Below are 19701 nucleotides of genomic sequence, written 5' to 3' on the forward strand. Positions count from 1 at the left end.
TAAACTATGAGCAACCTTGAAAGCAATTATTGCTACAGCTTCCCCGCAGTTCGTGGCCAACAGGCTGGCAAACCATTTTATATAGCAACCTGCCCTTTAAGGCTCATACCTAAAATATTCATGTATGATGAAGAAGAAGTCCCCGTAGAGCTAAGAGCTCAACGTACTCTCAATAAAGGTCGCATACCCGAAATGGCTCGATACCTAGTTGAGTCACCACACGATTATGTATTTTCAGCTATTACCGCCTCAATTGGTGCTGAGATCGATTTTATTGAAGTAGATAAAAATAGCAATATTGGCAGCTTAAAAGTACCAATGGATGCACAAATTTTAATAAACGATGGGCAACACCGTCGAGCAGCCATTGAAGAAGCCTTAAAAGAGCGCCCAGAGCTCAGTCAAGACAACATAGCCGTATTATTTTTTGTCGACGAAGGCTTACAACGTAGCCAACAAATGTTTGCCGATTTAAATAAATACGCAGTACGTCCTAGCCCATCGCTTGGCACCATGTACGATCACCGCGATCAAGCATCTGAACTTGCTCGTTATTTAGCTTTAAATACAAAACCGTTTGCAGGATTTACTGAATTTGAACGCTCTACAATTGCCGTTAAAAGTAGTAAACTGTTTACCCTTAGTGGCATTAAACAAGCAAACCGCGTTTTACTTGGCAAAGGGACTAAGGAAGGCTTTAATGAAGACGAAAGGCAAATTGCTGCAAAGTACTGGGAAGCACTAAATATTTATATGCCAGAATGGATACAAGTACAAAACAAACAGCTTTCGGCTGCAGAATTTCGACAAGAGTATATTTCGGCACATGGTATTGGTCTTCAAGCACTTGCACTAGTTGGTAAAAGCTTACTTACACTTAGCGAATCAGAAAAACAAAAAAAGCTTAAGTTAATTGCCAACATCAACTGGCTTAAAAGTAACCCAGCTTGGGCTCACAGAGCAATGCAACATGGCAGACTTTCAAAAGCTATGAGCAATATTTTCCTTACAAGCATGCAAATTAAACGTGAAATTGGCCTCCCTCTTTCGAAAGAAGATGTACAAAAAGAGAATGAATACTTAAACGCATGAAATTATTAAACCAGTACGATCTAGAAGACTACATCGAATTTATCGAAAACGAATCGTTTGCAGGTAGCCAACTACATAACTTTGTAGCCGACACCCAACGAGTATACATGGCTGACAAACGCCCATGGGTGTTAGGTTACAGTGGCGGTAAAGATTCATCTGCCGTGATGACTCTAATTTACTTTGCATTACTTGGTTTAAAACCAGAAGACCGTCATAAGCCTGTTTTTGTAGTCGCGTCCGACACCTTAGTTGAAACACCTATGGTGGTTGATCACGTCGAAAAATCATTAAAGTTGATTGAAGAAGGTGCAAAGCGCGAAGGCTTACCAATTACTTCACATAAAGTAGTGCCAAAATCGAATAATACGTTTTGGGCTAATCTACTTGGTAAAGGTTACCCTGCACCAACGCGTAACTTTCGTTGGTGTACAGAGCGAATGAAAATCGACCCTGTAAGTACCTTTATTAAAGAACGTGTAAGTGAATACGACGAAGTAATTGTTGTATTAGGCTCTCGCTCGCAAGAAAGCGCATCCCGTGCGCAAGTAATTAAAAAGCACAAAATTGATGGTTCAGACTTAGCCGTACACACCACTTTAAGCAACGCCTTTATTTACACACCAATTGATACATGGAGTGTTGACGATGTGTGGAAAATTCTACGCCTGTGTCACTTAAAAACCGAAGAAACGCCATACGGCACTAAAAACAAATGGTTTGATAAGTACGACCTAGAATGGGAAAACCCATGGGGCGGTAAAAACCTTGTGTTATGGAACCTATACAAAGATTCATCAGGCCAAGGCGAGTGCCCAATGGTTATTGATGAAACCACACCATCATGTGGTAACTCACGCTTTGGTTGTTGGACATGTACCGTAGTAACGCGCGACCGCGCAATGGAAAGCCTCATTCAAAACGGCGAGCAGTGGATGACACCACTACTTAAATACCGCAATATTTTATCGCGTAGTACATCGCCTAAGCTTAAAAAGAAATACCGCAACCATATTCGTCGAGATGGCCGGTTAGCGTTTAAAACCCTAAAAGAAGACAAAGAGCGCGTATTAACAGACGACTACACAACAGGCCCTTACAAATTAAAGTATCGCCAGCATGCCATGCGCTTACTGCTTAATATACAAAAGCAATTTAACGACCAAGGGCGTGATGTAGAGTTAATTACCGTTGATGAATTACACGCAGTAAGGCACGAATGGTTAAACGATCCCAACGAACCAGATTGGGACGATACCCTACCCGGTATTGTATTTGATGCGCTAGGCATAAAGCTCGACTGGACAATAGACGACTCAAACCAATTTAGCTTAACCGAAGGCCAATTGCTTAACGACATTGCACCTAAGCATGGCGTATCGCCGCAAATGGTTAAAAAGCTAATAGATGTTGAAACCCAAATGAGTGGCCTTGCTCGTCGTACAGGTATTTTTAATCGCATTGGCCGCTTAATTCAGCAAGACTGGGAAAGTGCCGAAGTTATTATTGCCTCTAATTTAGATATTCGTCAGAGCCAAATGCGCCAAAGTAACGAAGTAAAAGCGCTAGAAGACGACCTAAAACAAATTACTGCATTGCTCAAAGCTGAGGGCATAGAATGATTTTTAAAACACTGACCCTAAATAACTTTCGAGTTTTTAACGGCCAAACCACTATAGACCTAGACCCGCGTAAAGAAGGCATGTTTGAGCGCCCTATTATTTTATTTGGTGGCTTAAACGGTGCGGGTAAAACCTCTATTCTTACTGCCATTCGCTTAGCCTTATTAGGAAAGCGTGCGTTGGGTGCTGTAATCACTAAAAAAGATTACCTAAGCTACTTAAACGAGCAAACTAATAAAACAGCTACCAAAGCCCAGCAAGATGCCGAGGGCTGCATAACGCTTAGCTTTTCACATACTCATCAAGGCAAACATAACCTTTATGAAGTAACTCGAAAATGGCAGCTTGAAGGCGATGAAAAGTTAACGCTTACTATTAATGGCGAGCAAGATACCTCATTAAACTCAGAGCAAGTACAAGCGTTTCTGCACGAAATAGTACCGCCAGGTATCGGCGATTTATTCTTTTTTGATGGCGAAAAAATAGCAGAGCTAGCAGAGGATGATACCGGCTCTTACTTAAAAGAAGCCGTACAAAAACTGCTAGGTATCGATATTATAAACCGCCTAAGTAACGACCTTGATATTTACCTAAAAGGCCTAGGCGCAGAAACCGCCGATAAAGACACGCTTAAAAAAATTAAAGCTGCAGAAGATCAAAAAAAGCAAATCACTCAGCAAGTCAATGCCACAAGAGATAAAGCCGACAGCATTGGTGCACAATTAACCGAGCTTAAAAACAAAATAGCCGCCAAAGAGCACGAAATACAAGCCCAAGGTGGCGCATGGGCTAAAACCAAAGATCAAGAGCAAGCAAAAGCCTCTGAGCTTATTGAGCTTGAAAAAGAGCTAACCGCTAAAATACGCCAAGAGCTAAGTGGCAGCTTACCAATGGCACTTGCGCCAACAGCTATGCAAAACTTAATTGAGCAGCTAAATAGCGATCAACAAATAAAACAAGCTAAAGCGTTTGGTAATGAGCTAGTACAAGCGTTACCAAATCTAGAAAATGCGCTTAATCAAAAGTTTGATGCCCAAAGCAGCGATATAATGGCAACGGTAAATAGCTATTTTGGTCAGCTGGTAAATCAAACCGCCCTTGCCGAGCCAAAGCTTGATATTTCAGACTCTGAATTTGCACTTATAAACGCACAAGTAACAGAGGCTTCCCAGTCGCAAGCGTTAATAAAAGAGCTTTCGACAGCACTTACTCAAACGCAAAATAAATTAAGCTCACTTTCAATTAATATTGAACGAGCGCCTGATGCTGCCGACTTACACGAGCTATATACAGCGCTGCGCGAACTTGAAAAGCAGCGCGATGCGACAAGCAAAGAATACATAAGTGAACTATTAAAAGCTAAAGAATTTAAAGCTAAAGAGTTAGAGCTAGCTAAACGCTTAGAGAAAGACTACGCCAAACTTAAAAACAATCACTCAGCCGATAAAGCCGTTGAGCGTGTAGAGCTTAGCCAATACGTATTACAAGACTTTAAACATGCCCTTACAGAGCTGCGTGTAACGCAATTAGAAGAGCTATTTGTAAAAGCGTATCGTAAGCTTGCCCGTAAAGAAGACTTAAAGCTCTCAGCTAAAATAGACCCAGCCAGCTTTGACGTAAACCTCGTCGATGCCGAAGGTGTTATTATTAACCGTAAATCTATGTCGGCAGGCGAAAAGCAAATATTTGCCTTCGCTATTTTAGAAGCACTTGGCAAACTTTCGGGTAAAGTATTGCCTGTAGTGGTAGATACGCCACTAGGTCGTTTAGATTCAAAGCACCGCGATAAACTTATTAGGCACTATTTCCCAGAGGCCAGTGAGCAAGTAATACTGCTTTCAACCGATACCGAAGTAGACGAAGACTTTTATCAAGCCATTGAGCATAAAGTATCTCACGCGTTCGAGATTGAGTTTAACCAACATACTAATTGTTCAACCCTGCGAGAAGGTTACTTTTGGGCAGAGCTTGCACAGGAGGCTATATAACATGCTCCCACAAACTATGTGGCTTAATAAAGCCGTTGAAGAACAGCTGCAAACCCTAAAAGGCAAAACAGGCGTTACTCCAAATGTAGCGGCACGTATCGCATTTTTTCGTTCTATTGAAAAGGGGTTTATTTTTAATAAAGAAAAAGACTACAAGCTCTCTGGTAGCCTGAAGCTCGATAAATTTACGTGGTTGGGTAAAACCCAAATGGTAACCGAGTTGTTACTTAAACAGCGCTACCCTGAGTATTCTGATAAAGAATTGCAAACAGCATGGGCAGCGCACGTTGAGGATGGAGTAGCAGCTTTGAGAAATCACAAAACTTTGAATGACTTTTCAGATAATATCTAAGTGTAAAATTAACTCACGTTCACTAATAATTTGTGAGTGTGAGTTAATTTTAACTACCCCATGATCTCTTCAATTACAAAAATATCAGCTATTTCTTTATTATCTCGATAGCCTAGAGAAAAAACAGTAATCAGATCAATAAGCAAAGTTTTCTCTCTATCAACTTTGTTATCCAATATAAAATTCTCAAAGTGAGAGAGACTTTTAGTTATATTGATCCGACATCTATCATAAACTGCAGCTTTATCTTTAATTAACTTATTACCACATTCTTCATTCTCTTGTTGGTATAATAAGGCTAAATTACCTAGTTCATTTTTAATTCCTTCCATTTCAGGAAGTTGGTTTTTTATTTCAGTATTAGCTGGATATACATGCTCAATAGAAAAACTTTTTGGCTGGGCAAGAGTTTTAGAGTGATTTTTATAAATATTTAAATACCCCCCCTTACGACCATTGTTTATCCATTTTGAAGACTCTTCTAAAGTAATTAATAAGTACTTTAAGTTTTTATTATCTCCACCATCCACATAATTAAAACCTTTCAATTTTTCAGAAAATTCCGTTAGATTTATTTTTTCGATTATAGTTTTCAGATCATCACAAAACCACTTTACCTGATATTTAACTGGGCACTCATTTATTTTATTTATAGCACGATAATAAGCTTTGGTTACAGGTGTCATAGTTTTATTTAGGCAAACTCTAAACATGAAAAAGAACTTTTCTAGAAAGAAAACTAATTGATAAAATTTCTTTTCTGTTAGTGCTGTAGCCGAAATAAGAAGTGGTAAACAATGAGTGTGTTTAAACTGTAAAACAAGATTTTGCAATTTTGCATGTTGGTACTCTGTTAAGTTAGAGTTTGAATAAGGCCAAACTCCTTCTGAAAGATTTTTTAACTTAGTTAATTGCTTTTGAATATCATCAATCCTATTTGGGATCTCCTCATCATCAGAAAAAAAGTTAGAATTAAAGTCACCAAATAGACTTGTCTTGCTGATTGATTTAGCCTTTTTAGCAGTATAATAAGTAATTAATTTTTTATCTGTACTAAGTGACCCTTCAGCTGTAATTAAATCCCACTGTTTTTCTAAATTATCAATATCAATTTTATCTTCGTCATTTTTATGCTCATTAGCCCTATCAACTGTACCTAAAGATGACGCTCTCAATAAATCACCTGCTGTCAAGCTACGTCCTCTATCATTTATAACCTGAAATAACTTATAAGCATCGTTTACGTTAGTCATCTTTAATAACAAAATACGGCAAGACTTACAAAGGACTTTATACATTAAGTCTATATTTTCTATTACCGTAGCACCTACAGGATCATTGAATTTTTTTAACCATTTATCAATCTCATTAGATGCATTCTTTATTAATATATGGGACTTTGTCTTCGAATCAATAAATCGATTTTGTAAAACTTCTTTATAATATGCATCATCACGTTTAGATAGAGTGATTCTATCAAACTCCGTATCTTTTCCATTTTCTTCTGTTGTTAAAGTAACAAATTTTGATTTGTACTTTTGAACCCTTTTATCCCTAGTTTCTGACTCTTCACCCGTCAATTTTACTTCCTGTAAGTAGTTTATTATTCTTGAAACCATTAATACAGTAGTAGACAAGCGCTGTTGCCCATCAACTAGTTGATAAATTACTTTTTCATCCAATTCATCCTCATTCCCTTGTCTTACACAAACAATCCCACCTAAAAAGTGCTGACCAACATGCCCCTCCGTTTTTTTTTGCCTATATAAATCAAATAAATCATCACAAAATTGTTTAACATTATGAACTTGCCAAGAATAAGCCCTTTGGTATTTCGGCACTTTAAAAACTGTACTTTCACCGAATACGGTATCCATCGCACAATAGTTTGGTTTTACTTCCATCTTAATACCTTTTACCTTTTTATTGATTTTTTGTTTTCTACGCACGAGTACGCGCATAATGGTGCAACCACATCAAGCAGCTCTCTTTGATAAGTTGCTTCAACCAAAGTACGTACATTGTCACCAAACCTTTCTGTTACTCTTTTCACTCCACGCTTATGCAACTCTTTACCTAATGGACCTAGCTGCTTATAAGCTTCCATATAGTCAATTATTTCTTGTTGATGGTTAGTTGTGGAGTCATACCACTCTCGCAAAGTAACAACTTCTGCATCACGTTTAGCTTTTTCAACCATCTGTATGTATGCAACGACCTCAGGAGATTTTCGGCTTAGCATCTTTTTCTCTAAAACTGTTGAATCATTCATCATTAAGTAGCTCCCAAAATGCTTTATCTTTAATACGTTTAATTTGTTTTTCGCCATCAATATAAAGGCTTGTATGTTTTTCAAGCTCGCGGATGTTTTTCATCAGCAGCTCTTGCTCTGACTTATCATCTTTGTTGAATATGCCTTTAATATCTTGGGTTTTTATTTGCGCGACGCGATGCACAATCCAGCTTAAAATGTAGGCTGAATAGTCGTTTTCGCTGGTTTTAAAATGGGTGATATCTTGGGTCGATAAAATAACACCAACCCCGTATTCACGCCCTTCTTTTAATATTTTGCGAAGGCTTGGGAAGTTTTGCGACATAAAGTTGTCGGCTTCATCAACTAACACTAATTTAGTAACCTGCCTAAAGTCGCCCTGCACTTCTGGCTTACCTTGTTTTTGCATTTGCGAGTAAAACAAATCGAGAGTAAGCGCCACAACCAAGTTTTGTATTTCTCCTGGGTAGCCCGCCAGTTCAACTACGGTAATGCCATCGACAAGATCGTAAAGTGACATGCACTTGCTGGTATCGTCTTCAAATATTTCAAGCTCACAGATGCTCTCAAGCGCAGCGTAGAGTGAATCTTCCGCTGGTTCGCTATCTAAAAACAATGACCATATATCCGCCATTGTTGGGGCTGCTTTACTCCACGTTGACTTGTTTGCACGGTCAATTCCGGCTAAATCATATGCTTCGCCAATTATGCGGCGTAACTTCAATTGCTGTCTTTGACCCAAATTAAATGCTTTGCCCATAGTCTCTGAAAAGCCACGCGCTGTGTGCACAGGTAGCATGGGCGTATCACCGAACAAACTAAGTGGGTTATATGGCAATTTATGTAAGTTAAACTTTTTACCATTGGTGGCATCAATAAACTTATCATCTACGTAATCAGACTTGTAATCGAAAATGAGTATACCTATTGATTTACCATCAACATTATTGTGCTGATTACGATAAAGCTGAGTCACTACCGACTTAGTACACTGGGTTTTACCCGTGCCCATAGTGCCGATAATTCCTGAGTTGGTATTCATGAATTTAGCGGTATTGGTTGGCTCCCAATAAACAGGCTCATTATTTTGCATAACATGGCCAACAAGCACTTTTAATGAATCTGTTGAATTTGGCTTTGCCACAATGTTTGGCGCTGCTTCTTCGGCAACTTTAGGTATAGGCTCATCTACGGTTTTAGCTGCATTGGAATCCACTTTTTCAATAGGCTTTATTGGTGTCACACTGCTTTTATTTACTGCTTCACCTTCAAGAATATATTGCTCCGGTATGTAACAAAGCTCACTACTTTTAATATTACTAAGTAGTGTTTGTAGAGGCGTGCTTATAAAACGGTTTAAGTTAGCGCTTGGTAATATGATTTGTAAAATATCGTCTTCAACGGTGTATTCTTCTTTGGCAAAATCGGCGTTTTCAAAAAATGCCATCATAAAACCTTGCGGGTAATCAACTAAATCGGCGACTTGGTAATCACCTTGTAACCACCACTCACGATGGTTTTGTAGCTCGTTAAAGTAATCACTCTCGTACACTTTATATAATTCAAACTTATCCACTTGCATTAATACTTGGCGAATAAATAGGCCTCTGTATAAATGCCCCGCAAGGTCGTCACGGCCAAATAAGTTTTCGACCAAGTAACGCTTAAGCTCTTTAGCTTGTTGTATGCCTTTGCCGTGTGTACGTTTTTTACCAATTTTAACTTCAAGCGGTAGCAAGTACATGTTGCTACCTTTAAAGCCAACAAATAAAACATCGTCAGATATAGCGCCACTTTTTATATTTTGTGAGTAGCGCGAAAAGTCGCTATCACTCATTTTTAAGCCTATATTACCCGCTACACGCAGCATTTCGGCCACGCTCATTGGCACCCATGTAATATCGCTTTGATGCAGCAAACAGTTTACGTATTTATACGCACCTATTATGCTTTTTTTCTCTTTGCGGTCGTTGTCGTTACTGGTGATCATTTTAAGTAACCACTCACCATTAAACGCATTAAACTCGTCTATTAGGCCTTTAATACCTTGAGAAAGTACTTGGTCGTATAAGTCTCGGCGCTTGGTAACGGTTATCGCATCGTAGTTTGCTGAATTAGTAAAGTTGTCTGAGTAGTGGATCAGTACGGCATCTTTTTGGCCTTTAAAAAACTCAAGTGTGACTTTAGGGTCAATAATCACCGTCCAAACTGAATTTTCATAAACGCCTTCAAGCAGCTCTGACAGTTGCCCCGCTACTTTTAAACCTAAGCCATTACTGGTTTCGTACTTTTGCCCACACCATGCCGCTTTTGCTAAGCTGTTAAATTGGCTACTTAGTTTTAATGTAGCCGTACTGTCAACATCGAGTTTATTGAGGCCAAAGGTTGTAAAGTACGTGTTTTGCTCTTGATATGCGGTTTCGCCAGCTAATAAGCCATGGCATACGACGCCGGTTTTTTCGGTGAGTACATCAACAGGTACAGGCTCTACTGTTGTATCGTTACGTACAAAGCTAATGTGTGCATAGTTAAATGTTGGCTCTTGTGCATTTAACTTAAACTTACTGTACGTTATGCGATTTTTAAGCATATCTGCAATTGCATCGGCTTTGTCTTTTTCGCTACCGAGCTCTGCTAACTCTTTTAGTTCGTCGTAACTTGGCGCATCTGCAAAATCATCAAAGTAAGTACGTTGTAGTGCTTTGTCGTAAATATTTACGTGAATGCGGTTTGCTTCGTCAGGTGATTTCTTTTTTAGGTAATCAACTAAGCCTAAAAATAGCGCGGTGTTGTTACCATTATTGATAGAGTTAATATAAACGGTTTCTTTACCGCCCTTATCAAAAAGGACATCAAACGCTTTTGTAAACTCACTCGTTTTTTGCCTAACTAATGGGCGTACATATTCAAGTGCTACTTTTTTGTTAGAAACTAACTTGCACCACATGCGGTTATCAGCCACAGCTTGGTTGTATGCAAAGCCATCTGTTGCATGCCATACAAACGGTAAAAGGCCTTCTGCATTTAAACGCTTAATTGTGGCATTTGGTAACGTATTAAAGCTATTGTCGTTTTCATCACTCGCACTAGTAACTAGTTGGGAAAAGTATGCGAGAGTTAACGGGTGAAGCGGCGTTATGTATTCTTGCTCGTCAAACTCAGCTATACCTATATTTACCAGCATATTCGCTTGCGGAGATAACAGCGATTTGGTTTCTAATTTATCAACTTGCGCTAAGTAGCACTCAACAACTTTATTTGCTAAACCTAAAAACTCGGTCCCCCACGAGCAAGTACTTATAAGTGCCTTTCGCTCGTCTAGGTAATCAAATAGTGATTGATAAGCTACAAATAAATCTGGGAATGCGCTTTCAATATTTTCTAATGTAACTTCTGGCCTACCAGCAGTTTGTGTTGCAAGTATGCGCTCATCTTGTAGTTTTGCTTCCCAATTTAATAGGTTTTTACGCATACCGGTTGGGTTTAAGTCTTTCCCGTCAATAACGACTTTTTCTTTAGCGCGATTGTATAAGCCATTAAAATTATCATTGTATAAACGGTTGAACAAGTTGGTATCTAGCACTAGTGGCAGGCTTAATGTATCTGACGAAACAGCGCCATCTACTTCAAAATTAAGTACATGCGATCCACTTTGAACTGCAAAGGTTAGTGTGTCTGTTTCATTGGCAAACTGTGCAAAATCGACAACCTGTGTTTGGTCAACTAGGAAAGTTTGGTTTGATTGCGTAACTTTTGCAGGAGTTCCTTGTTCAGCAATCTGTAAAACCCCGGCATTTGTTTGCAAAGTTATAAGCTGCTTACGTGGTACGAGCAAAAAGCTATCGGCTAAATCATCAAGATAAAAAGCACCCTGTGGAATAACTAAAACTCTATATTTAAAACGCTCTTGCGGTTTTTCGCGTTTAAAATCAACACTAAAATAAAGAGGCTTATTATCAAACGTTCCCGAAATTTCAGCAATGCTACGTTTGTGAGAACGGTTATTTACATCAAGAGTAATTTGTTCTTTAGTGTGCTGTAGTTTTAATTCATTTTTTTGAATTTTACCGCCCACAAAACTAGCTTCAATTTTAAAGTCAGTTTTATCTGCTGGCATTTGAATGATTAAATGGCGTTCTTTTTTGTTTTCACGCGCTATAAAATCTATATCTGTGACTATTTCACTTTCAAACGACAGTAGGTTTTCTTTATTGTCTCGGCGCTCTTTTATGATTGCGCCAAAATCGAGCTCTTCCCAATTTTGACCATCTGCAAAATGAGTACTTACAAACTTTTCGCTAAGATCTAAATCGCCCAGCTTTTCGACAAGCTCTTGCGGGTACTTTTCAACTATTTCGCTAATATTGCCGTATAACTGGTGGTTTTGTGATAAACGTTTATCTATCTGGTCTGTATCGTCCCAGCTTACAATTGTGTTGTCGTTAAATAACCCTAATTCACTAAATTGAATAACGCCATCTTCTAACGCATCATAAAGCTCAGTAAAACCAAACATGGTTGCACCGTCTTCAATAATGAGCTTAAAGCGATGATCGAGCAGGCACTGCGATACTTTATCAGTACCGCTTATTGACGAAATAAGCTCACTGAGTGATTTTTTGATTGTTGAGGGATGCCAAACTTCACCAGCTTTACCTAAGTCACGTGCTGAATTAATTAGTGTATCTAAATAAGAGTTGTGGATAACGAGTAATGCGCAGTCTTTTAAAGGGCCGTCTTGCGCTGATACTAAATCGCGTAAATGTGAGATAAAGTTTTCACTCAGCCCTTGTGCGCTTTCGCTATGTACAACAGGTATCAACGTAGTTTTACCAAAAGTAATAGCAGGCAGCGTTTGGTTTATATCATTAGTTTTCAATTCAACGCGTGTATCTGCCTTATTAAGCATTGCCTGATAAAGCTTTAAACTATTATCACTATCTGGCGAGCGAAACTGAAAGCGGCTTTCACCTTCAAAACCTTTAGTTGCCCACTGACAAAAGTGCTCAACTAAAAAGTCTTCATATAGTTTTTTTGACATAAACTGCATCTCCGCTATCACTCATTCTTTCTACATTACCCATTCTTTCAAACAAATCGATTAAGCACTCTTCACTGCTTTTATCAAAAAATACACCGCGTTTTTGAAACTCAATTAACAGCTCATGAAGTCTTAATTTTTCGTTCCCACCAATACACAAATTAGTAAGCAATAGTAAATAATCTTGGTTTAATACTAAAAATGAGCCTGCTCGGCGGCGGTTTTGTTCAAACGGCTTAATTAATGTTTCTCTTGTGGCTTTTACAAAGTTGTTAAACGCTGTCTCGCGTGTTGTGCCCTTTTTAAACTGTTCAACAAAAAGCTGAGTTAAATGATTAATAGACTCGTCTATAGTGGTTGGCTGTTTCTGCTGACTCGTTAAATTTCTATCAATATAAAATTTATTAGCATAAGAATTTAATGCCTCAATGTCGGTATCCTTAATCTCATCGATTAACTGCCACAGAGGACTAATAGCTGTTTTTGTATCTTGTAAACTTTCATTTAATGCTAAATAAGGAAACAACGCATAACTAGACTCAATAACTTGCTTGTGCCCGTGTAACTGCAATTTAGTGCGCTCTTTACTGGCTTTTTCACTATCTAAAATAAAGTAGCAAGGTTTTACCTCGGGTTTTTGCGCCCAGCCTTTTATATTTAGCGACAATTGCGCCGTATACAAAAAGCCGTACAACTTTAAAAAGGCCTTAATATTTTGTAAAAAATGCTCTGGATAGCTAACTAAGAATTTAAGATCTTGCTGAAACTGTTCTGACAAAAAAGGCAGGTAAGCAATATGTTGCTTGCGTATTTTTTGATTTTTATTAGTAACAAGTGGCGAGTCAAAAACTTTTTTTACTTCTTGCTCTAAAAAATTAAGCTGCGCTTTTGGTGCATTAGCGACTTCAACATCACCCATTAAGCTATTAAATAATGACGTAAGCCGCTCATCACCTGAGTTACTTTTATCTGGGTTTAATACTTTTAACACTTGCATTTCAGGCGCTATGTTTAAGACCTGCTCGTTATCAAAATACATTTTTTCGATAACATGCCAAAACGGTTCGCCATCTAACTTATTGGTAAAATGCGTTTTACACAGCTTTTTAAAGTCGTCGAGTGACTCAATGTTTTTTTCCAGTTTAAGACTGTGGAGAGACTTGATGAAAAAACCAACGACCGTTTCCCAATCATACTTATTGTTAGCGCTATTAGCTGAAACAGGGAAATAACTAGCAGCACTATTATTTTTTGGCTTTAACTCTTCTAATAATGGCATTTATTAACCCTCATTAACCATAATGTCTTCATCATCAAGTTCTAAATGATATTTACCATCTACACCTGTAATGACTATTTCTTTGGCGGCCTTTGCTTGCTGTACGATTTCTGCGGCTAATTCATCTAGCAGTATTACCGAATTTTTGTCATGCTTATTAGGTCGATAACCATTGTTTATATTAATCAGTAGCGACAGAAGGTTAATATTAATTGGCAACTTAAACTTTTTATCCTGCAGCTTTAAATGCGCATTAAAAAATGCACTACTGGTGGTCGTAGAGTTTGAAATAGATTTAGAATCCATAGTGAGATCTGCTGGCGCCGCAATTTGGTAATTGCCAAAATCAGACAGTAAAAAGAACTTTTTACCCAATTTTGGTGCGTTACGGTTTATATAGGTGCGAATAGCGGCAATTAGCGTATCTCTATAAAACTCTTTTAAGTTATTTTTTTGACTGCTATCGCCATTGTAAGACTTGTGTAATTGATAAACTGAAAGATAACTTTTGATTAGTGACTCGTTAAAGTCACCAGCAAAGCTTTTATGGTAATTGTTAGCAAAGTCGTCGTATTTAAGTAGATAAAATAAACGCAGATACTGAGCGCCAGTTTCAATATTAGTAATACCTAACTGGTTTAATGTATTCTTGAATACATCAAACTCTTCATCTGGCAAACCTAGGTCGAAAGCAAGAATAAACCGATCGATTTCTTTGGTACGATGATGCGCAGGGTCAAAATTCTCTATTTTATTTGCGAGCTCGTTATCTCCACCTGCAAATAAGTTATCAAATAGATACCCATCACTTAATAAAAGCTCATGGATAAAATCAAGTAGTGCACGGGCTGTTAAAAATTGATCTCGCATTAAACGCGCTTTAAATAGCAGATCTATAATCACTTTTTGAACAGAAGGTAGGCTAAGTAATTCGAAGTTAGCGATTAAACGTAACGTTGAAGCATCGTTTTGTTGTAGCTTTTCTTTTTCAATAAGCTGGCGAATGATGTTGTTTTCTTGCTGTGTAATTCTTTGTAATAATTTTTTTGCAAAATCACATTTATAACCATCTTCTCCTATTTCAAACTTTGGGTAATCTTCAAAGTTAATAAAAATAGCAGTGTCATCTTGGGTATTTTTATTTTTAAGATATTCACTAATTTTGCTACGTATTAATTGATTTTGGCCTTCTTCAGCATAGTTACCTAGCATACCAGCGTTTATACCAACAACTAACGGGCTGCTTGAAGCTTCAAACTCATCAAATACCTTATCTAATGTTTGAATTGCTGTGCCATGCGGGTCAAAGCTGTGGGTAGCATCTAAATGGAATTTAACGCGCGTTCCAAAATTAACTTTAGCTTTTGTTAAGAGTTCTGATTTACCATCACCACTACTGCCACATAAAAACAATATTTTTTTATCGTTAGCACCAAAACTTGAAATAGTTTTATTAACTGCCTCTTCGATAGGCATTTGAATGTACAAGTATGACTTAATGCCATCAAGTAATGACTGGTTTTGTTGGCTTCTTTCAGTCGAAACAGCGTAAGGGGAAGACTTTGATAAAACGCTGAGGGCTTCTTTTAACCGCATAAATAAATCCCGTTACTGCGGTTTAAAATGAATAAACCGCTCCATGGTTGTTTTCTGGTACTTAACGATTAGTTGTTAAGTTTTCATTATAAGCTACATGAAAATGTATAGAAAATATATAGATTTTCGATGAGTACCAAGGACATAGCCTAATTAAGCGTTCAATCAAGTAATTATTCTAGACTATATCTCTGTATAAAGCTTTTGAAACTAAATATCATTAACATATTTTAACTTCGCCTTAAATGACGTTTGCTTCTGACTGCAGATACACCAGCATTGATGTTTAATTTGAAGAATATAAACTCGCAAGGTGAATTGTGCTTATTGATTAGGCTTTTTCACGCTAAAGCGTGAACTACAGTTACCGCCAAGCGCGAGGTAAACTCCCGCCTGCCGGTAAACCATCACGGCTGAAGCCTGTTCCTACGATATGGGGTAGATTAATGGTAGGAGCGAGCTTTAACCGCGATTGTTACTTTTGGTATTTATTGTCGCGCTAAAGCACGAGCTACGATTTAAAAGCGCGGGGTAAACTCCCACCTACGAATTGGGTTTGTGAGTTAACGTTATTTTTGCGAGCACAAACCATCACGGCTGAAGCCTGTTCCTACGATACGGGGAAATTGCTGGTAGGAGCGAGCTTTAGCCGCGATTGTTACTTTTGGTATTTATTTTCGCGCTAAAGCACGACCTACAATTTAAAAGCGCGAGGTAAACTCCCGCCTACGGGCAAACCATCACGGCTGAAGCCGGTTCCTACAATATGGGGGAAATTGCTGGTAGGAGCGAGCTTTAGCCGCGATTGTTACTTTTGGTATTTATTGTCGCGCTAAAGCACGAGCTACAATTTAAAAGCGCGAGGTAAACTCCCGCCTACGGGTAAACCATCACGGCTGAAGCCTGTTCCTACGATATGGGGTAAATTGCTGGTAGGAGCGAGCTTTAGCCGCGATTGTTACTTTTGGTATTTATTGTCGCGCTAAAGCACGACCTATAATTTAAAAGCGCGAGGTTCAATTCATAGCCAGTGACTCATTGATCGTGGCTTTTTGCCTTCTCATTTGCCGTCATTCACTGCTCTTTGTGCAAATTAGTTTTAAGAAATTATTCACAACACTAATAAGATTTATAAATCTCCTTGAAAACAATATAAATACCGCTAAACTAATCATTAACAACCTAATGACTGCATAGGTAATCATTTTTTGAAATCTGAACAAGCATTAAAACTGGCACAGCGGTTGGGTGACCTAATCCGCCAGCACCGCACTTTGCATTACACGCAGAGCACTTTTGCCAAGATGATTGGTGTGTCGCGCTCTACTGTACAAAAACTGGAGCAAGGGGAAGTGGTTAAAAGTGATGTTTTATTTGAAGCTCTCGTGGTGTTGCAATTACAAGGGTCACTGCTTGATGAAATAAACGAGCTGGCCGCTGATGTGGGTGGCTATAATGCGCGGCAACGTAAAACCAATAAAACCCAGGTGATTAACGATGACTTCTGAGTGTTATGTGTTTATTGATGGGCTAGAAGATAAACCCATTATTTGTGGCTTTTTTAAATTAAATACGCAAACTGGCCGAGGTGAGTTTAACTATGGTAAAAGTTACCTATCCCGCCATGATGCCTTTGCACTCGACCCAATCCATCTGCCTTTACAACCAGGCATTGTCAGTTATACCGCTAATAAAGGTGTATTTGGGGTATTAAGTGATGCAGGTGCTGATTCGTGGGGGCGTAAGCTGATTTTATCTTTACATAATACTAAGCCACAAAACGAGCTGGAGTTTTTACTTGCAGGCTCAGGCTATGGCGTGGGCGCACTGGTATTTAGCTTATCGCGCAGTGCCTCTAAACATAAAACCAATAAAAATACTTTGGCTGATTTAGCTTTGCTGGATCAAGCAAAAGATGATCTTTTAGCTAATAAAGCTATTTCAAATGAGGCTAAAAAAGCGTTTGAGTTTGGCCAAAGTATGGGCGGCGCAAGGCCCAAAACCTCAGTGCAAATTGGCACTAAGCTTTATTTGGCTAAGTTTAATCGCCAAGATGACTTATTCAATTTAGTACGAGCTGAACACGCAGCCATGTGTATGGCGAAAGAATTAGGTATTCGGTGTGCTAATACCCAAGTTCATGAAACTGAAAACGGTGATGTGCTATTAGTCGAACGATTTGATGTGAGTAATTGTTTACCTACTAATCACTTTTTAAGTGCCAACAGCTTACTGCAAAAGCCTAAAGTGGCAATGAGTGATTTAGAAACTTACTACAGTTACGGTGAATTGGCTGAGTTTATTCGCCACCATACTGGTGAGTATGCTGATGATGCAACAGAGCTTTATAAGCGAATGGTGTTTAATGCGCTGATTGGTAACACTGACGATCACAGCCGTAACCATGCTTTTTTATATCACTTTGCAGATAAAACATGGCGCTTGAGCCCAGCTTACGACATAACCCCTATCAATAATTCAAAGCAACATGGTATAGGGCTTGGCGATGATGGTCGATATGCCAGTATCGACAATTTATTATCTCAAGCTAAACGCTTTGGTTTAACGACTGCGAAAGCAACAAAAATAATCAGCCAAATAAAAGACTACACGCAGCAATGGCCAAGCCATTTTAAGCGTTTTGCTGATATTAGCGATATAGATATAAAACGCTTAGAAAGTGTGATTCCAAATATAGAATAGAAAGGTGCTAGGTGTATTCATAGCCCGTCGCGAGTTACTCGATGCCATAGTTTTTTCTTCTCGGTGTAGCCCGAAAACGCGGGGTTAACTCCCGTCTACGGGCAAACCATCACGGCTGAAGCCTGTTCCTACGATATGGGGGAAAATTGCAGGTAGGAGCGAGCTTTAGCCGCGATTGTTGTCAACAGTTGTTACTTTTGGTATTTATTGTCGCGCTAAAGCACGACCTACGGTTTCATTGAATCACAACAGTTACCACCAAGCGCGAGGTAAACTCCCGCCTACAGGCAAACCATCACGGCTGAAGCCTGTTCCTACGATATGGGATAGATTTATGGTAGGAGCGAGCTTTAGCCGCGATTGTTACTTTTGGTATTTATTGTCGCGCTAAAGCACGACCTACGGTTTCATTGAATCACAACAGTTACCACCAAGCGCGAGGTAAACTCCCGCCTACAGGCAAACCATCACGGCTGAAGCCTGTTCCTACGATATGGGGGAAAATTGCAGGTAGGAGCGAGCTTTAGCCGCGATTGTTGTCAACAGTTGTTACTTTTGGTATTTATTTTCGCGCTAAAGCACGACCTACGGTTTCATTAAATCACAACTATAATTAATGGCGTATATTTTAAAAGCGGGTCATACTCCGCCATCATCTTTTATTATTAACATTTATGACTAATTTACTCTTTTTGTTACTCGGTATTGCTTTACTTACACTCGGTGGTGAGGCGCTAATTCGTAGCTCTTTGGCGGCGGCGAAGCGTTTTGGGCTGTCGCCTTTGTTAAGCGGTTTAATTATTGTTGGCTTTGGTACGTCGGCACCAGAGCTTGTGGTATCGATTGATGCGGCTATGAGTCACCAAGCAGATATTGCAGTGGGTAATGTGGTGGGCAGTAATATTGGTAATATTCTGCTTATTTTAGGTTTATGTGCGGTTATAACGCCGCTAACTATTTCGGCGTTGGCGCTAAAGCGCGATGCATCGGTTATGTTGGCGTCGTCTGTTATTTTTAGTGTGTTGGCGTTTAATCACTTTATTAGTTTTTTTGATGGTTTGCTACTTCTCGCCATGCTGTTTATTTACCTTATTTACACTTACAAAACTGAAAAGCAGCAGCAATCTGCGCAGGCGTTGTTGCATGTAGATGAAGCAAACGAAGTAACTGTATTACCACAATCTTTGCTCGTTAGCAGTGCGATGCTGATTGCCGGTTTGGCGCTATTGATTGTTGGCTCTAAAGTATTGTTGATTGGTGCAATTGGTGTAGCGCAAGCATTTGGTATATCTGAGGGTGTAATTGGCTTAACCGTTGTGGCTGTTGGTACGTCGTTACCTGAGTTAACTGTGTCGGTTATTGCGGCGTTGCGTAAACATGCCGATGTGGCTGTGGGTAACATTTTAGGCAGTAACATTTTTAATATGCTAGGTATTTTAGGTGTGTCGGCGCTGTTGCAACCTTTACCATTAAGCTCGCGTATTATGCATTTTGATCAGTGGGTTTTGTTAGCTACTTCGCTACTTTTAGTGGCCTTTTTATATACTGGCCGTCGTGTTGGTCGCGGTGAAGGCGCTATATTACTGTTAGGTTATTGCGCCTATTTGGCTGTGACCGTTAACTTATAAACCACTGTGACCACAATTGTTACTATTGGTATTTATTTTCGTGCTAAAGCGTGACCGACAGTTACAACAAGCACGAGATCAACTCCGGCTTAAAGTTGATCTCGTATTGTTTATATAATGAAAAAAGG

The 19701-nt window shown here is 39.0% G+C and carries 12 protein-coding genes; 7 read left to right on the forward strand and 5 right to left on the reverse strand.

What is annotated here, in order from left to right; all coding sequences use genetic code 11:
* Positions 1–6 precede the first annotated feature (6 nt).
* From dndB to dndE, 4 genes are read left to right on the forward strand one after another with little or no spacing between them, the layout of a single operon-like run.
* Positions 7–1092 (forward strand): DNA sulfur modification protein DndB, encoded by a 1086-nt coding sequence (gene dndB, locus ADS77_RS01010; protein WP_054452429.1) that lies wholly within the window; start codon positions 7–9, stop codon positions 1090–1092.
* On the forward strand, positions 1089–2714 hold the full coding sequence (locus ADS77_RS01015; protein WP_054452431.1) for a DNA phosphorothioation system sulfurtransferase DndC: 1626 nt from the start codon (positions 1089–1091) through the stop codon (positions 2712–2714). The genes dndB and ADS77_RS01015 overlap by 4 nt, the downstream gene beginning before the upstream one ends.
* The gene (gene dndD, locus ADS77_RS01020; RefSeq protein WP_054452433.1) at positions 2711–4702 is read left to right on the forward strand and encodes a DNA sulfur modification protein DndD; all 1992 of its coding nucleotides are present in this window, start codon (positions 2711–2713) and stop codon (positions 4700–4702) included. The genes ADS77_RS01015 and dndD overlap by 4 nt, the downstream gene beginning before the upstream one ends.
* A gap of 1 nt (position 4703) precedes the next feature.
* A complete protein-coding gene (dndE, locus tag ADS77_RS01025) occupies positions 4704–5054 on the forward strand; it encodes a DNA sulfur modification protein DndE (protein ID WP_054452435.1) in 351 nt (116 codons plus the stop codon).
* Between the two features lie 53 nt (positions 5055–5107).
* On the opposite strand, the gene ADS77_RS01030 is transcribed toward dndE, so the two are convergent.
* The 5 genes from ADS77_RS01030 to dptF are packed head-to-tail and all read right to left on the reverse strand — an operon-like array spanning position 5108 to position 15242.
* Positions 5108–6958, reverse strand: coding sequence for a DUF262 domain-containing protein (locus tag ADS77_RS01030; RefSeq protein ID WP_054452437.1), 1851 nt, complete (start codon positions 6956–6958; stop codon positions 5108–5110).
* An 11-nt stretch (positions 6959–6969) separates the two neighbouring features.
* Positions 6970–7329 (reverse strand): hypothetical protein, encoded by a 360-nt coding sequence (locus tag ADS77_RS01035; RefSeq protein WP_200909632.1) that lies wholly within the window; start codon positions 7327–7329, stop codon positions 6970–6972.
* Positions 7319–12367 (reverse strand): DNA phosphorothioation-dependent restriction protein DptH, encoded by a 5049-nt coding sequence (dptH, locus tag ADS77_RS01040; RefSeq protein WP_054452683.1) that lies wholly within the window; start codon positions 12365–12367, stop codon positions 7319–7321. Before dptH ends, ADS77_RS01035 begins: the two co-directional genes overlap by 11 nt.
* The gene (dptG, locus tag ADS77_RS01045; protein ID WP_054452439.1) at positions 12348–13646 is read right to left on the reverse strand and encodes a DNA phosphorothioation-dependent restriction protein DptG; all 1299 of its coding nucleotides are present in this window, start codon (positions 13644–13646) and stop codon (positions 12348–12350) included. Before dptG ends, dptH begins: the two co-directional genes overlap by 20 nt.
* Before the next feature lie 3 nt (positions 13647–13649).
* Positions 13650–15242, reverse strand: a complete 1593-nt coding sequence (gene dptF, locus ADS77_RS01050; protein ID WP_054452441.1) for a DNA phosphorothioation-dependent restriction protein DptF — start codon at positions 15240–15242, stop codon at positions 13650–13652.
* A gap of 1208 nt (positions 15243–16450) precedes the next feature.
* Here dptF and ADS77_RS01055 point away from each other — a divergent pair.
* The 3 genes from ADS77_RS01055 (at position 16451) to ADS77_RS01065 (ending at position 19573) form a co-directional block, all read left to right on the forward strand.
* On the forward strand, positions 16451–16750 hold the full coding sequence (locus ADS77_RS01055) for a multiprotein-bridging factor 1 family protein (protein WP_054204006.1): 300 nt from the start codon (positions 16451–16453) through the stop codon (positions 16748–16750).
* Positions 16740–17945, forward strand: coding sequence for a type II toxin-antitoxin system HipA family toxin (locus tag ADS77_RS01060; RefSeq protein ID WP_054452443.1), 1206 nt, complete (start codon positions 16740–16742; stop codon positions 17943–17945). Before ADS77_RS01055 ends, ADS77_RS01060 begins: the two co-directional genes overlap by 11 nt.
* A 674-nt stretch (positions 17946–18619) precedes the next feature.
* The gene (locus ADS77_RS01065; RefSeq protein ID WP_054204004.1) at positions 18620–19573 is read left to right on the forward strand and encodes a calcium/sodium antiporter; all 954 of its coding nucleotides are present in this window, start codon (positions 18620–18622) and stop codon (positions 19571–19573) included.
* Positions 19574–19701 lie beyond the last annotated feature (128 nt).

The organism is Pseudoalteromonas porphyrae, from assembly GCF_001298125.1.
Classification (GTDB): Bacteria; Pseudomonadota; Gammaproteobacteria; order Enterobacterales; family Alteromonadaceae; genus Pseudoalteromonas; species Pseudoalteromonas neustonica.